This window comes from Deinococcus proteolyticus MRP (genome assembly GCF_000190555.1).
Classification (GTDB): Bacteria; Deinococcota; Deinococci; order Deinococcales; family Deinococcaceae; genus Deinococcus; species Deinococcus proteolyticus.
In genome coordinates, this window is sequence record NC_015161.1 from 100001 (window position 1) to 115511 (window position 15511).

A 15511-nucleotide genomic window follows, 5' to 3' on the forward strand; every position below is an offset into this window, starting at 1 on the left:
GACTGCTACGCCTGCTGCAACTTTACGCAAGCTTACATCGCCCACCTTCTGCGCGCTGAAGAGATGTTGGGACCACGGCTACTCTCGCTGCATAACATCCGCTATCTCCATAGACTGGTGGAGCGTATGCGAGAAGCTATCGCTGCCGGCCAGCTGGACACTTGGGCCACAACCTGGGGAGCGACCTACTTTCGGGGAACTTTACCCGCCTGGTTCGCTCGGGCTCTGGATGAAGCGAAGCAGCCGCTCCCTGGCTGACCGATTTACATCCTTACTGCGGCCGAAAATCATTTGTTTTCGCTGCACCGTCTGGCGTCTGAGCCTTCTACCTTTGCTTGACCTCAGTCTCATCAGAACGTTATGATCCGGATGACCTGTCGCCGATGAGACCTTGGATGTCTTGCGGAGGATGGGGTCAGGTAAAAGGCTTGTGGCGGTGAACTGTCTCTGGGAGAGGAAACCCGGAAACTCGCCCCATCAACTTTTTTAGGAACTGCTAGAGCCCGGCCTGAAAGAAACCTATGGGGGTTTTATGAAGAAAAGTGTTTTGTTCCTGACGGCTGCGCTGTCGTTTGGTGTTGCGGGGGCCCAGACCACCGTGACCACCACTGCAGCTCAGGCTCCCGCCCTGACCGACGTTCCCGCCGGCCACTGGGCCAAGGACGCTGTTGAGCGTCTGGTAAGCCAGGGTATTATCCTGGGCTACCCCGACGGCACCTATCGCGGCACCCAGAACCTGACCCGCTACGAGGCGGCGATGATCATCTCCCGCCTGCTGGATCAGGTGGGCAGCGGTGAAGTGGACCTGGGCAAGGTTGACGACGCCACCATGGCTTCCATTCGTAACGCCATCAACGAACTGAGCGCCGAACTGGCTGCTCTGGACGTGCGCGTGAGCGACCTGGAAGACAGCGCTGTGAGCCGTGAAGACTTCGCCCGCCTGGAAGGCCGCGTTGACGCCATCGCCAACACGGATGCCGGCAAGGTTGCTGAAGACCTGGCTGCAGTCAACGAAATGGCTACCCTGCTGAACCAGGACGTGCTGGAACTGCAGGACCGCGTGACCGCTGTTGACGGCGAACTGGCTTCCTTCGACGAGCGCCTGGGTGTGGTCGAAGACCAGGTGGCCGAGAACACCACCGATATCGACGCTCAGGGCATCCGCATTGCCGACCTGGAAAACGGCCGCGTGCGCCTGACCCTGGGAGTAGGCGGAAGCTACGGTCAGCTGCGCCGTGTCAATGGCGATACCAACTTCGACGTTGACCGCGTGACCGAAGGTACCTTCGCTGAGAAACAGTACACCAACCAGACGGCAGCCGACGACGACGCGACTGACCGTGTTCGTGGTGTGGACACCACCAACGAAGGTCGCTTTGACCTGTCGCCTGCCATCACCGTTGGCGTCAAGGCCACCAACATTGCCGCTGCCGGCGGTGTCACTGTTGAAGAAGCTGGAGTGAACTTTGGCTTTGACCCCAGCCTGCTGACCAACTCAGTGAAGCTGGGCGAAGCTGTTGATACCACCAACCGCTACGTCACCTACCTGGATTCCGCTGAAGTGACTGGCCGCATCGGTGATGACGCCCGCTTCCGTGTGGTTGCTAAAGCTGGTACTGTTCCCGCCCGTCCTGATGTTGTCAACCCTGTGGGCAGCCTGAAGGACGTTCCCGGCTACAACGACTACCTCCTGCCGAGCGGTGTCCGCAATGGTGTGTCCGCCGGTGTGGCGCTGACTGACGTGCCCCTCAGCCCTACCCTGTACATCAGCAGTGGCTACGGCGACAACGCTGGTCTGACCGGTACCTACCTGGCGACCCGCGCTGAAACCAAGCTGGGCGACCGCGGTGACGTGGGCGTGAGCTTTGTACAGAACTTCTCTGATGCTGCCACCCAGCGCACTGGCCGCACCGCTTTCGGTGTTGATGGCCGCTACGCTGTGCCCAAGGCTGCAGACAGCGATGAAACCCTGTACGGTGTGAAGGCTGTGTACGTGGCCAGCATGCCCGACGCCTTCTCCGGCGCCCGGACTTTCCAGCAGGCTTTCGATAGCCGCGATCAGGCTGCTGAGCTGTCGGCTGAAGCCAACTTCTTCAACCTGGGTGCACGCGCTGACTTCCGTGCCGTATCACCTGGCTTCGAGAACACCGGTGCCGACAACAAGCTGATTGCCAACGCTGCCATGGATGTCAACCGTACGGACGCCTTTGGTCCTAACTATGTTGACGAAGTCGGTTACGGCGCTTCCGTCTCCACCCAGCTGGGCCGCGCCGAACTGGGTCTGGCTGCTGATACCTACACCAACTGGTACGACCGGGCCTGGGCCAACCGCCGCAGCACCTTGGGTGGCCACATCGGCACCAACCTGGGCGCCTTCCGCGTGGCTGGCTTCGCTGGTTACACCACCGATGCCCGCGACAACAAGGACTTGGCGGCCAGCTCTGGCTTCCTGGCCCCTAACAGCGACGCTGTGCGCTACGACGCCGACAAGGTGACCAGTGTCCGCAGCGCCGACAAGGACCGCAGCCGCACCATCTTTGCGCCTGCTAAAGTCAGCGACCTGTACCGTTACAGCTCCGGCGCTGGTGTGCTGGTGACCCACGACGGCACTGCAGCCAACGCTCTGGTGCCCAACCTGGACCTGGCTGCTCTGGGTGAAACCTTTACTACCACTGGCGACACCTACGGCGCCGGCTTCGCTGCCTACAACCTGAAGGCGACTCCTGAGCTGACCGTGGCCCCCTTCATTGGCGGCTCTGTGTACAACCAGCAGGCTCCTAACCGTGGCAACGCTGCCGACAACACCCAGATCAAGGGTGGCGTGAACCTGAGCACCCAGCCTCTGGACCTGGCTTTCCAGCCTCAGTTCCGCGCCAGCCTGGCTGGTGCCCGCTACACCACCGGTCTGGTTGACAACAACACCGTTATCGGTAGCGAACTGGGCGCCAAGGCTGAAGTGACCCTGAACCAGTTCTTCTCGCCCGCTGCCAAGCTCAGCCTGGGCTACGGCTTCCACCAGGCCAACAACCTGCGTGACAACCTCGGTGCGCAGGCTGGCCTGCCCAACCTGGGCGCCAGTAGCGTGTCTCCCTCCGTGGCTGACTTCCGCTTCGGTGGCGCTGTCGCGGCCCCCCGTGCTGTCGCCAACGGTAACTACACCCAGACTCAGGGCATCTACAGCCAGCTGGCCTGGAACGAGGCTCTGAAGTTCAACTACGGCGTGTTCCGCTTTGACGAAGACACCCGGACCACCACTGACCCCATCAACGTGGCCCACGGCTTCAAGGTCAGCTACGGCGTGAAGTTCTAAACCCCAAACCCCATCTCACTGCAAAAGGAGAGGCCCCAAGAGGGTCTCTCTTTTTTTGTGTTGAAGGGCGCGGCTATAGTGGTGCCATGCTTCCTGTATTCGGACATCAGAACCCCGACACCGACGCCATTACAGCTGCCCTTGTCTATGCTTCTTTTCTGACCCGTACCGGCACGCCTGCTGTGGCTTACCGCCTCGGTGATTTGAATTTTGAAACCCCGTTTGTGCTGCGCGAGGCGGGTATTGAGGCGCCGGCCATGCTGCCGGAGTTGGCCCCAGGGACTGCCGTGGCGCTGGTTGACCACAATGAGACGGTTCAGTCGGCTCCCAACTTGGCTGACCTGACCGTGACCCACGTGGTGGACCACCACAAGCTGGGCGACCTGCAGACCAATGCCCCCGCCATGCTGCGCTTTGAGCCGGTAGGTTCCTGCGGCACCATCCTGCTGCGCCTGCACCGCGAGGCCAACCTGACAGTGGAACCCCTGGAAGCCCGGCTGATGCTCAGCGCTATCCTGAGCGATACCCTGCACTTCCGCAGCCCCACCACCACAGATGCCGACCGGGAAGCCGTAGAGTTCCTGGCTCCGGTGGCCGGTATTGACGACGTGACGGGCTACGCCATGCGGATGTTCGTCGCCAAAAGTGACCTGGGTGACACCCCGGCTGAGCAGCTGCTCAAGATTGACTACAAGGAGTTCGTATTCGGTGAGGGTGAGGCGGCGCAGCGCTGGGGCGTAGGTGTGACCGAGACCACCAACCCCGCTTACGTGCTGGGCCGCCAGGACGAGCTGCTGGCCGCCATGCGCCGTCTGAAGCAGGAGGAGGAACTGCAGGGTGTGCTGCTGTCGGTGGTGGACATTTTGCAGGAGCACAACGAAACGCTGGTGCCCTCTGAAGCTGAGGCCGCTGTTCTCCAGGGGGCCTTCGGTGTGCAGGTGGCCGGTGACCGGGCCAACCTGGGGAGCTGCATCAGCCGCAAGAAGCAGCTGATTCCGGCGTTGGAAGAGTACTTTGCCCGCCAAGGCTGACCCGGGCCCGGCTGGAGTGGGAGAAGTCCTGGCGCGGCATCTCGACTGGCTGTACGGTACCCAGCGCTTCGGGGTGCAGCCTGGTCTGGAGCGAATAGAGGCTCTGCTGTCCCGGCTGGGGAACCCTGAGCGGCGCTTCCGCAGCGTCCTGGTGGGGGGAACCAACGGTAAGGGGTCTGTCTCTGCCGCGCTGGCCAGTGCCCTGCAGGCAAGTGGGCAGCGGACCGGCATCTTTACCAGTCCGCATCTGACGCACTTTGCCGAGCGTTTCCGGGTAGATGGCGAGCCGGTGGCAGAACCGGAGCTGCTCGCCGCTCTGGAAATGGTACGGCCCCACGCTGAAGCGCTGGAGGCCACCTTTTTCGAGGTGGTGACTGCAGTGGGCTGCTGGCTGTTCGCCCATGCAGATGTGGAGTGGGCCGTGGTGGAGGTGGGCATGGGGGGGCGGCTGGACGCCACCAACGCTCTCTCACCCGAACTGAGCGTGATTACGAATATTGGCCTGGACCATACCGAGGTGTTGGGGGAGACCCTAGCAGCCATTGCCGCCGAGAAAGCCGGCATTCTGCGTGCCGGCCAGCCGGCGGTGACTGCCGCCATGCCGGCGCTCTGGCCTGTGCTGGAGCAGGTGGGCGCCGACCTCTGGGCGCTGGGGCGCGAGTTCTCCTTCCGGGTGACCGGGCTAAGCCTGAGCGGTACGGCGCTGGAGCTGCACTGGCCTGATGGGGCGCAGATGCTGGACCTGCAGACCCCACTGCTGGGCGCGCATGGGGCTGCCAACGCGGCGCTGGCCGCAGCTGCGGCGCTGCGCTTGGGCGTGAGCCGGGAAGCGGTCCGCCAGGGGCTGGCCCAGACCCGGTGGCCCGGCCGTCTGGAATATCTGACGGTTCAGGGCCAGGGCTGGCTTCTAGACGGGGCCCACAACCCGGACGGTGCTCAGGCCCTGACCGACACCCTGGACGCCCTGGACCTGCGGCCGGTGCGGCTGGTCTTCGGAGCTTCGGCGGACAAAGCATTGGAAGAGATGGTGCAGATCCTGGCCCCGGCCGTGAGTGATGTGGTGCTGACCCAGGCGCAGTGGAGCCCCCGCGCTGCCGAGCCGGGTACGCTGCGGCCGCTCTGGGAGGCGCAGGGGATTCCGGTGCGTGAGGCCGCTTCTCCCGTTCAGGCGCTGGAACTGGCTACTCCGGCCAGCTGGGCGGCAAGTCAAGCTGCCGCACCCGTGGTGGTGTGCGGCAGCCTGTATCTGGTGGGTGAAGTGCGGGGCGTGCTGTTGCGGCAGGGGGCAGAGCGGCGCGAGCGCTGGCAGTAGGCTGCTCAGGCTGCTCCGCGCTGCGACTCCTGCAGGTAGAACCGGGTGGCCTGTAGCCACGCTTCGGCCAGCCGGGCATGCGGATGACCCCGCTCGGTCAGTGCCTGCCGGCCGCTGGTCAGGTGGGCCTCGAATTCGCGCAGGGCGGCCGTACCACCGGCATTTTCCAGCTCGATCAGGGTGTTCAGGACATGGGTAGGGTGGATATAGCCGGCCCGCAGACTATCGGCCATCACAGTCAGTGCTTTCATGGGCAGTCTCCTTGATAGGGCCGTGCGGGCCCTGGCAGGCGCCGCTGGGCAGCCTACATGTCGAAAAGGAACGAGTAAACGCTATTTGCTGAATTGAGAGGTGTAGACGGGGTTTATACGTCAGAAACAATCCCCGCTCTCTTGCTTCTGATTCTAACAGAGCGTATCAGGTCTGACAAGAAGTCTGGGGGAATATTCTGTATTGACCGTACAAGGCGGCACTGTTACAATCCGATTGAGGGAATGTTTTTTCGCTCTCAGCTGAATGGTCCTCGCCTGGGCCAGCCGGCCGGAAAAACGGTCCCATGCCATGCACGCTTTTTTGCCTGAAGGAGGTGAGAGATGAAACTGCACGAACGTCTGCGCGAACTGCGCAGTGAACGCAAACTCCGTCTGAAAGATGTCTCGGAGGTCGCTGAAATCAGCGTGCCTTACCTGAGCGATCTGGAACGTGGGCGCACCAACCCTAGCCTGGATACGCTGCAGACCCTGGCTGCCGCCTACAGTATTTCGGTACACGACCTGCTGGAAGGAGTCGAGTTCTACGGCGAGTCGGGCGAGGGCGCTCTGCCCCGCGGCCTGGCTGACCTGATGGCTGACCCTGTCCTGGGGGCGCAGCTGACGCCCGACTGGGTACGTACCCTGTCGCGCATTGAGCTGCGCGGCAAGCGCCCCGAAGGCAAGCAGGACTGGTATGAAATCTACCTGCACCTCAAACGCATTCTGGACTGAGTGCCTCAGTGCGTGCAGGGCCTGCCGGGAATATTTCCAGCAGGCCCTGTGTGCATGGGACCGACAATGGAGAGCTGAGAGCTGTTCTTACGTTGTGCCCCCGCTTCGCTGAGCAGCCCGGCAGCGAACAACATGCCGCCTTGGTGGCAAATGCTTCAGGGATTGGTGAGGCCTGCGGAGCCGCAGTCCTGCACGGTGTCCAGCCCGCGCCGGCCCCGGCCAATCAGCAGCAGGCTGCCGCTGCCCCAGGCCCCACCAATCAGAATGACCGCCAGGGTCAGTGAGGGCCAGACCATGGTCGCGCTGAGAAGGACCAAGGCAATCAGGACCCCGAGGGTATCGGGCATCTTGGCATGCAGGCGGCAGGCCAGTTGGCGGCCCACATCGAAGGCACTGACTCCCAGGCCCAGCGCCAGCAGCAGCGCCAGCAGCAGGCACAGGCCCAGGGCCGGCACCAGCCAGCCGGCAAAGGTGAGCAGTGCGGCCGGCAGCAACAGAGCGGCCAGAGCCAGCACCCCCAGGGCCAGGGTACGCAGCGGGGCCTGACTCTGGCGGCCGGCCAGCTGCCCTGCGGCCCCGCTCACGAACAGTGCCAGCGTCAGTGTGCTGGTCAGGATCCAGAACAGTGCGCTCCAGGCTGTCCCGCCCAGCCAGCCCAGCAGCGGCCGGATGGCGGTGGCGCTCGCCAGTTGCAGGTCGCTCAGCGAACCGTCGGGGGGCAGCGCCGCAGTGCCCGGCCCCTGGCCCAGCAGCGCGGTCACCGGTCCTACCACCTGAGCGCCGGGGTCCTGCCGAATGTCGCCTAGCAGTGTGAACACCTGTCCGTTCACCACACTGTCTCCGCGCAGGTGAATATTGCCGCCCAGTGCGACGACGGGCCCGGTGCGCTGGCCCTCAATGACGATGTCCCGTCCCACGCTGACGCCCTGGCGGTCCAGTGTGCCGTATAGCGGGGGAAGAGTAAGCAGCGCCGCTGCGGCGAATGCAGCGCTGCCCCACAGTGGCCGGCCAGGCAGAGACCGGGCAGAGGCCGGGCGGGCCAGCAGCAGGCTGGTGCCCAGCAGCAGGGCCAGACCCAGGCCGAAGGTGGGCGGCAGACTGCCCACCAGGCCGCGAAGCACGCCTGCGCCGGCGCTGAGGCCATTCCAGGTGGAGCTGACGGCCAGCAGCAGCAGGCCGGCAATCAGGCTACTGACCAGGGCGAGTGGAGCAGAGCGGCTGTCCCGGCGGGCGGCCGAGTGGATGACCGGGTGAGGAGCAGAGCGCCTGGCCGCCGGGACCGGTGCGGCCTGGGGCCGGTCTCCGGCGCTGTGAGAGATGCGTGCTGCCAGCAAAGCGGCGCTGGAACCCGGCAGCCGGGGTGGCTGGACCGGCTGAAGCTGAGCGGCCAGCGCAATTTCGCCCGCACTGGCGGCGGCCTGGGAGCGCGGCAGGGCGGGGCGAGCCTGCTGCAACCGTGCGCTCAGCGCAATGTCGGCGGCCAGGGAACCGGCCAGTGTGGGTCCTGGCGGCGCGGCTGGCGCAGCCTGGAGCCGGGCGGACAGCGCCACCTCGCCGGCCAGAGCAGCAGCCAGCGAGTGCGGCAGAGGGGGGCGGGAACGCAGAGCAGCGGCGCTGGCCCAGGCGGCCAAGTGGGCCTGACGCACTTCCAAGGGGACTTGCGCCAGCCGGGCCAGCTCGGCGGGGCTGAGCGTTTCGCTGCCCAGACCGGCCTGGACATCGGCTGCGCGGTGCAGCAGATCCCGGAGGTCCTGGTCTAGAAAAAGCGGCTCGCCCATAACACAGCGGTTACGGGGCGAGCCGCGCAGAAGTTCCCGGGGCGGCCGGGAGCAGGGTCAATCGGCGTAGCGCTGGTAGGCGGGCTGCTCGGTGCGCAGGCGGTGCAGGCGCAGTTCGCGCTCGGTCACGAGGTGGGCGTCGCGGGACAGTTGGTCGTTGTACGAGCCGTAGCCCTGAACGCGGCGAGAAGTGGCCAGCCGGCGCCAGGCGCCAGCTACGGTACGGAGCATGGGGAGTCTGAACGCTTTCATGGTTTTATTGTGACGCTCTAAAATCAGCCAAACGTCCCCCTGGTGTCATATACTGGTCAACAACTCTCCTGAATCCTTTAAGAAATCGATTTAAATTGGCCGCAAGTTTTAAATATCCATTTTTCCATTTTGATTCTCTGAGGTCGTGAGCGGAGTGAAGCGGGTCTGACAGCCGCTTTCCTGCGCCGAGTAGGGCGGCGTGGGACGGTGCCGGCTTGCCCTGCGCCGTGCATAAGTTTGAAAGCACCTGCCCGCCTGCCTAGTGCTGGCTGGGCTCGGCTTCGGCGCTCAGCCACGCCTGAGCCGCTTGCTGCTCCTGCTGGAGTCCCCGCCACTGCCGGCGGAACTCATCGCCCTCGCCTTCTGGCAGGCTGGCAAGGTTGTGGGCCAGGGTAAAAAGGCTGGCCTGCAGCGCCCCCTGCAGGATGGCGGCCCCGGCCTGGACGTCGCTGACCACTACAGGATGCACCAGCGGGCGCAGCTGCCGGGCCAGCTCCAGCCCTTCTTGTAGCTCGCGGGCCAGTTGCAGCGGCACTTCGCGGGTTTGCTGGCGCAGCGCTTCCTGCGTTGCCTCAGGGGCGCCCTTTTGCCGGGCCTGCTTCATAAAAGCTGCGTACAGCTCGGCGTCCTCGTCGCCCAGGGTCTGGATACGGCGCTGCAAGGAACGCAGGCGGTCGCTAAAGGCCGTCAGCTCGGCTGCCGGGTCCTTTTTGGTCAGGGTGAGGTTTACGGCCAGCACCAGCAGCGAGAGACCGAACGCCCCGCTGACTGCAATTACTGAGCCGCCGGTCGGCACGCTGCGGCGGGCACCGGCCGCGTCCAATACCTCCTGGGCCGTGTGACTCCAGAGGCTGGGAGCAGGGGTGTTCGCGGGGGCAGAGTCATTCATGCCGGCAGCATAAGCCGGGGAGCGGCAGACAAAGCGGCCCCGCCCAGAAGCTTCCTTCATGGGCGGGGTAGCTGCGGCAGGGCGGGCTGGGGGGGCCAGCCTGCCCTGCGCCGGGCTTACTTGACCAGGCCGAGCTTGCGCACTTCGTCGCGCTCTTCTTCCAGCTCCTTGGCGGTGGCGTCCATCTTGCCCCGGCTGAAGTCGCTCACTTCCAGGCCCTGCACGATTTCGTACTTGCCGTCCTTGACCGTGACCGGGAAGCCGTAAATCAGGCCCTCGGGAATGCCGTAGGAGCCGTCGGAGGGAATGCCCATGCTGACCCATTCGCCTTCCTTGGTGCCCAGGGCCCAGTCGCGCATGTGGTCGATGGCGGCGCTGGCAGCCGAAGCGGCGGAGGACAGGCCACGCGCTTCAATGATGGCGGCGCCACGCTTGGCAACGGTGGGGATGTACTCGCTCTCGTACCAGTTCTGGTCCACCAGGTCGAGTGCTTTTTCGCCGCCCACGGTGGTCTGCGACAGGTCCGGGTACTGGGTGGAGGAGTGGTTGCCCCAGATGGTGACGTTCTTGATGTCGGTCACGGGCTTGCCGGTCTTTTCGGCCAGCTGCGAGATGGCGCGGTTGTGGTCCAGGCGCACCATCGCGGTAAAGCAGCGGGGGTCCAGGTCGGGGGCGTTCTGCTGGGCGATCAGGGCGTTGGTGTTGGCGGGGTTGCCCACGACCAGAACCTTGACATTACGGCTGGCGACCTTGTTGAGGGCTTCGCCCTGAGGCTTGAAGATGCCGCCGTTGGCGCTCAGCAGGTCGCCGCGCTCCATGCCCTGTTTGCGGGGCATGGCGCCTACCAGCAGGGCGTAGTCGGCGTCTTTGAAGGCCACTTCGGGGTCGTCGCTGGTGATGACATCGGCCAGCAGCGGGAAGGCGCCGTCGCGCAGTTCCATGACCACGCCTTCAAGCGCTTTCAGGGCCGGAGTGATTTCCAGCAGCTGCAGAATCACGGGCTGGTCCTTGCCCAGCATGTCGCCTGCGGCGATGCGGAACAGCAGGCTATAACCGATCTGGCCGGCCGCGCCGGTCACTGCTACACGTACGGGTTCTTTCATGTGGATACCTCCGGGGAAAAAATAAGGGTGTTGCGCCTTATCTTAGCGCCCAGACGCGCCTGACGGCTGTTCCTGTGATAGGGGCACAGAGCGGTAGAGAGCGTCGCTGAGGGAGGCTGGCGGCTGAACAGTCTGCCGACTGCGTGAGCTGCAGCATGGAGTGGGTATTCAGCTCAGATGGCGCGGACTGACATCCACCCGAACCCGGCCCCCGGCGCGCACGCTGCCCACGGCGTCTAGCAGCTCGCGCAGGCGCTCCGGTGAGCGGGCACGCAGCAGCAGGTGGTAGGGGTAGACTCCCCGCACGCGGGCGATAGGCGCGGGCGCCGGCCCCAGCACCTCCTGGGCGGTGGCGCCCGCTGTGTACAGCGCGGCGGCGACGGCGTCGGCAGCGGCGCGGGCACGGTCGCGGTCACGGGCGGCCACCTCCACCTGGGCCAGGCAGGCGTGCGGCGGATAGCCCAGGGTGCGGCGCAGCTCCCATTCCTGGCGGGGGTAGAGGCTCACGCTCTGCCCAGCGTCCTCACTCTGGCTTCTGCGCAGCGCCTCCAGCGCCGGGTGGGTTCCCTGAAAGGTCTGCACCAGCAGCAGCGGGGCGCGGGCCGGGTGCCACTCGGCCAGTTCCCACAGCAGCGCGTGATACCGCTCCGAAGCGCGGAAGTCGGGCACGTTCAGCCAGGTGTCGGCCAGGGTGACGGCGAGCAGCGCCAGCTCGGGCGGGGCCGGCTGCGACAGCAGCAGCTGAGTGCCCACCACCACGCCGCTCCCGCCCGCATGCAGCGCTGAGAGGTCGTCTTGATGGTCCCGGTCCACGCGGTACACCGGCATGCCGGGCAGCAACTGCGCCACCTCCTGCGCCAGCCACTCGGTGCCGGGGCCTTTGGTCTGCCACATCGCCTCGCCGCAGTTCGCGCACGAGCGCGGCACGTTCTGGCGGTGGCCGCACTGGTGGCACATCAGCTGATGGGCGCTCCGGTGAAAGCGCAGCGCCACGTCGCAGTTGGGGCACTGCGGGGCATAGTCGCACTGCGGGCAGCGCAGCAGCGCCGAGTACCCGCGACGTGGCGCCAGCAGCGCCGCTTGCCGGCCACGCTCCTGCACCTGCCGCAGCACCGCCCGCAGGTCGTGGCTGAGCGGATAGCCCAGGCTGCTCTGGGCCTGGCCCGGCATGGACAGCGGCCCCAGCTCCGGCTGCGTGGGCGCGGCGCCGTAGTCCACCGTATGCAGCCGCACGCGGGGGGCAGGCAGTTCCAGGGCGGGCCACTTCACCGTTTCCACGGCAGGGACCACGCCGGCGGTGCCCAGCTCGGCGCCGTGCGCCCCGGCGACTGCCTGCGCGGTGTCCGGGACCCACGCCCGCGAACCGCTGGACAGCTTGTACGCGTCGCTGCCTTCATCCAGCACCAGCAGCAGGCCCAGGCTGGCCAGCGGCGCTGTGAGCGCCAAATACGACCCGACCACCAGCCGCGCCGCGCCACTACGTATCTGCTCCCAGCTGTGCTCACGCTGCTCCGGCGACAGCAGGCCGCTGAACAGCGCGGCCCCCGTGCCGCACGGCTCGGCCAGCCCGCTGAGCGCCGCCCAGGCCCGGTCCAGGGTGGCATGCTCCGGAACCAGCACCAGCACGCTGCCGCCAGCTTGCAGCTGCGCCTGAATGCGGGGCGCCAGTGCCCGCGCCCGGGCCGCGAACTTGCCGCCGTTCAGCCGCCAGCGCTCGGCCACGGGGAGGGAATCGGGGAGGCCTGGGGACCAGGGGGCAGCGCAGGGGGGCAGCGCCGGCGGGGGCGCCGCTTCCTCGTGCAGTGCCGCGTGGCCCCTGGCCAGTACGGCCGCCACCACGCTGCTGCTGACGCCTGCGCCGCGTGCCCAGCTGCTGAGCGATTCCTGGCCTGGATACTCGGCCAGCCACTCGGCGGCCTCGGCCTGCTTGGGGGTAAGTGGGCCCTGGCCCTGCGCGGTGGGGTAGATGCGGGATACCGTCGGCTGCACGGGGGTGAATTCCTCTTCCAGCAGGCCCTGTTCGCGCACGGAGTCCAACAGGGCAGGCAGATAACCGGCGCCGTCCGACCACTGCGGCCCCGGCACGGCGGCAGGGGCCGCGTTCTCGGCAAAGGCGGTCAGGTCCGCGCCCGCCACCGCCCGCACCCGGTGGGCCAGCGCCGGCGCCCAGCCCACCCCCAGCAGGTCGTCCCACACCAGGCCCAGCGGCAGCCCCGCCGAGGCCGCCCACTCGCCCAGCGCCTGCACGGTCGCGGCAGGGACCCAGGGCCGCTCCGGAGCGTCGAGCAGCTGCAAGGCTTCGCGCAGGCGGTGACTCTGGCGTTCGCTGCCGGCGCCCACCACCACGCCGACCAGCGGCTCACCCCGCCACGGCACCAGCACCCGGCAGCCCACGGGGAATGTTCCAGCGTGGCCGTGCGGCGCGGCGAAGTCGTAGGCGGGAATGGGGCGCGGCACGGCGACCAGCCAGGAAGAAGGTGGAACGGGCGCGGCGGGCATCACGTTAGGGTAGCGTGCCCTACCGAGCGGCAAAGGTGCCGCTGGGGGCGCAGGCGTTCAGCCAGCGGTATGGCGGCGTGGCAGCAGGTGCAGCACTCCCACGAGGACCAGTCCCACCAGCAGCCCGCCGGCCGCAGAGACCAGGGTCTCGGCCAGCCAGGCGGCGGCCCCGGCGGCAAAGGGGACAGCGGCGGCAGCGCGGTGGCTCAGCTCCCCGGCCCAGTGTTCGGGGGCGGTGATACCGAACTCGGCCAGCCGGGTCAGCAGGATGTGTCCGCCCACCCACAGCATGGCCGCCGTGCCGACGACCGACAGCACCGACATCACGGCTGGCATGGCGCGTACCAGCAGCCGGCCCAGGGCGCGGGTGCTCCCCAGGCGGCGCTGCGAGAGCCGCAACCCGAGGTCGTCCATCTTGACGATGGCGGCCACCACGCCGTACACGAGCGCCGTAATTGCGAGGGCCACCACCACCAGCGAAAGGGCGCGGGTCAGCAGCGGCTGAGCGGCCACTTCGGCCAGTGCGATCACCATGATTTCGGCCGAGAGAATAAAGTCGGTGCGGATAGCGCCCGCCACCATCTGCGCTTCCTGCTCGGCGCCGGAGAGGGCCTGGTCCTCCTCGGCATCCTCCGCAGTGCCCCGCAGCGCCCCGAAGACCTTTTCGGCGCCCTCGTAGGACAGGTAAGCGCCGCCCAGCATCAGCAGCGGCGAGAGCGACTGCGGCAAGAACTGGCTGAGCAGCAGCACCGCCGGCAGGATAAATACGATTTTGTTGCGCAGCGAGCCTTTGGCGATTTTCCAGATGACCGGCAGCTCACGGTCGGGGGTAAAGCCGGTCACGTAGCGCGGGGTCACGGCAGTGTCGTCCACCACGACGCCCACCGCTTTGGCACTGGCACGCGAGGCGGCCACGCCCACATCGTCGATAGAGGCGGCGGCGGCCTTGGCAATGGCGGCCACGTCGTCCAGCAGGGCAATCAGCCCGCTCACGGGCGGGCTCCGGGCAAGGGGTAGGCGGCGGCGCAGAGATGAGGCATGGGCAGGGACTCCTTGGAGAAACGGGATGACGGAAGAACGCTTCCCGGTGGGGAAGGCTGAATTCCTCATGCTAGCCCGCAGGCCCTTCCCAAAATGCGCGCTGTGACCCTACCGGCTTTCCCCGGAGACCATAGGCAGCGGCCATCCTGGAGGGGACCAGCCGCTGTCTGGCCTCAGTGCGGCAGCCGGTCTCGCAGCGTGCCGTACAGGTAGGTGCCCAGCAGCGCGAACGCCAGCACCACCAGCATGCCCCACACCCCGCTGCCCAGCAGCACGAACACCGGTCCCGGGCACACGCCCGCCAGGCCCCAGCCCAGGCCGAAGGTGCCGCCGCCCAGCACGTAGCGTTTCCAGCCCGGCTCCTTGTCGGCCACGTGGACCGCGTCGCCGTCGCGGGTGTGCCCGAATCGGCGCAGCAGCGTGGTGGTCACCAGACCCGTGAGCACCGCCGAGCCGATCAGCCCGAACATATGGAAGTCCTGAAAGCGGAACATCTCCTGAATGCGGTACCAGCTGGCCGCTTCCGACTTGACCAGCACCGTGCCGAAGTACACGCCGACCAGCAGGTAGGTGAGCAGCCCGGTGGCCTGGCGGGCCGACTGGCTGCCGCTGGCAGGTGCCGTAGAGGTAGGAGTAGGAGCCGCCGTCATACGAGCCTCATCAGCAGTGGCAGCAGCAGGTTGGCGCTGAGAATCCCGCCCGCGAAAAAGGCGGCGGTGGCGATCAGGCTAGGCTTTTGCAGGGTGCTCAGGCCGGTAATCGCGTGTCCGGAAGTGCAGCCGCCGCCGTAGCGGGTGCCGAAGCCCACCAGCAGGCCGCTCAGGGCCAGAATCAGCCATACGCCGGGCCGACTGAGGTCCTGCAGCTCTGCGGGGACCAGGCCGGGGCGCAGCTGCACGCCCAGGTTCTGCACCGCTTGCAGGCCGCCTTCGCTCAGGCGGGTAGGCTCGGGGTTGCCGAACACGCCGCCTGCCAGCAGGCCGCCCAGCACCAGGCCGGCGGCAAACATCAGGTTCCATTTTTCCGCCCGCCAGTTGTAGCGAAAGAAGCTGGGTTTGGCCTGTTCGGGCAGCAGAATGGCGCAGCCATGGCGCAGGTTGGAAGAAATACCGAACGGTTTGTTGCCCAGCCACAGCATCAGCGGGACGGTCAGACCGATCAGCGGCCCGCCGACCCACCAGGGCCAGGGGGATTGCAGGAAATGAAGCAGGTCGTTCATCGGGGGAGAAGTCCTTTCAGGGGGAAAAAGGGCGTAGCAGAGGAAAAGGAGGCTGGTGTCAGCCTAAACGGGCGGGACTTGCCCGCCTCTGCCG

The 15511-nt window shown here is 66.5% G+C and carries 14 protein-coding genes (1 of these 14 only partly in view); 5 read left to right on the forward strand and 9 right to left on the reverse strand.

What is annotated here, in order from left to right; all coding sequences use genetic code 11:
• From tgt to DEIPR_RS00505, 4 genes are all read left to right on the forward strand, one after another.
• Positions 1 to 258: the 3' portion of a tRNA guanosine(34) transglycosylase Tgt gene (tgt, locus tag DEIPR_RS00490; RefSeq protein WP_013613872.1), read on the forward strand. The gene continues 918 nt to the left of window position 1, outside the view; the window shows 258 of its 1176 coding nt (coding positions 919-1176); its start codon lies off the left edge, out of view; its stop codon occupies positions 256 to 258.
• A gap of 274 nt (positions 259 to 532) precedes the next feature.
• Entirely contained in the window at positions 533 to 3310 is a 2778-nt protein-coding gene (locus DEIPR_RS00495; RefSeq protein WP_013613873.1) for an S-layer homology domain-containing protein, read from the forward strand.
• Between the two features lie 86 nt (positions 3311 to 3396).
• A complete protein-coding gene (locus DEIPR_RS00500; protein WP_013613874.1) occupies positions 3397 to 4341 on the forward strand; it encodes a manganese-dependent inorganic pyrophosphatase in 945 nt (314 codons plus the stop codon).
• Positions 4342 to 4357: 16 nt separating this feature from the next.
• Positions 4358 to 5653 (forward strand): bifunctional folylpolyglutamate synthase/dihydrofolate synthase, encoded by a 1296-nt coding sequence (locus DEIPR_RS00505; protein ID WP_013613875.1) that lies wholly within the window; start codon positions 4358 to 4360, stop codon positions 5651 to 5653.
• A gap of 5 nt (positions 5654 to 5658) precedes the next feature.
• Here the strand turns inward: DEIPR_RS00505 and DEIPR_RS00510 are convergent, their stop codons facing one another.
• Entirely contained in the window at positions 5659 to 5904 is a 246-nt protein-coding gene (locus DEIPR_RS00510) for a hypothetical protein (protein WP_013613876.1), read from the reverse strand.
• Between the two features lie 342 nt (positions 5905 to 6246).
• Between DEIPR_RS00510 and DEIPR_RS00515 the strand changes: the two genes are divergently transcribed.
• A complete protein-coding gene (locus DEIPR_RS00515) occupies positions 6247 to 6636 on the forward strand; it encodes a helix-turn-helix domain-containing protein (protein ID WP_013613877.1) in 390 nt (129 codons plus the stop codon).
• A 155-nt stretch (positions 6637 to 6791) separates the two neighbouring features.
• On the opposite strand, the gene DEIPR_RS00520 is transcribed toward DEIPR_RS00515, so the two are convergent.
• The 8 genes from DEIPR_RS00520 to DEIPR_RS00555 form a co-directional block, all read right to left on the reverse strand.
• Positions 6792 to 8414: a hypothetical protein gene (locus tag DEIPR_RS00520; protein ID WP_013613878.1), complete on the reverse strand. Its 1623-nt coding sequence runs from the start codon at positions 8412 to 8414 to the stop codon at positions 6792 to 6794.
• A gap of 57 nt (positions 8415 to 8471) precedes the next feature.
• Positions 8472 to 8666, reverse strand: coding sequence for a hypothetical protein (locus DEIPR_RS00525; RefSeq protein ID WP_013613879.1), 195 nt, complete (start codon positions 8664 to 8666; stop codon positions 8472 to 8474).
• Between the two features lie 259 nt (positions 8667 to 8925).
• Positions 8926 to 9555, reverse strand: coding sequence for a cyclodeaminase/cyclohydrolase family protein (locus tag DEIPR_RS00530; RefSeq protein WP_041221872.1), 630 nt, complete (start codon positions 9553 to 9555; stop codon positions 8926 to 8928).
• A 116-nt stretch (positions 9556 to 9671) separates the two neighbouring features.
• Positions 9672 to 10664 (reverse strand): malate dehydrogenase, encoded by a 993-nt coding sequence (locus DEIPR_RS00535; RefSeq protein ID WP_148231741.1) that lies wholly within the window; start codon positions 10662 to 10664, stop codon positions 9672 to 9674.
• 162 nt (positions 10665 to 10826) lie between these two features.
• Positions 10827 to 13157: a replication restart helicase PriA gene (gene priA / locus DEIPR_RS00540; RefSeq protein WP_013613882.1), complete on the reverse strand. Its 2331-nt coding sequence runs from the start codon at positions 13155 to 13157 to the stop codon at positions 10827 to 10829.
• Positions 13158 to 13214: 57 nt separating this feature from the next.
• Entirely contained in the window at positions 13215 to 14150 is a 936-nt protein-coding gene (locus DEIPR_RS00545) for a DUF808 domain-containing protein (RefSeq protein ID WP_013613883.1), read from the reverse strand.
• Positions 14151 to 14371: 221 nt separating this feature from the next.
• Positions 14372 to 14848 carry a DUF6691 family protein gene (locus DEIPR_RS00550; RefSeq protein ID WP_013613884.1) on the reverse strand — a complete coding sequence of 159 codons (477 nt, stop codon included), beginning with the start codon at positions 14846 to 14848 and terminating at the stop codon, positions 14372 to 14374.
• Entirely contained in the window at positions 14845 to 15417 is a 573-nt protein-coding gene (locus DEIPR_RS00555) for a YeeE/YedE family protein (protein ID WP_013613885.1), read from the reverse strand. The genes DEIPR_RS00550 and DEIPR_RS00555 overlap by 4 nt, the downstream gene beginning before the upstream one ends.
• Positions 15418 to 15511: the final 94 nt, after the last annotated feature.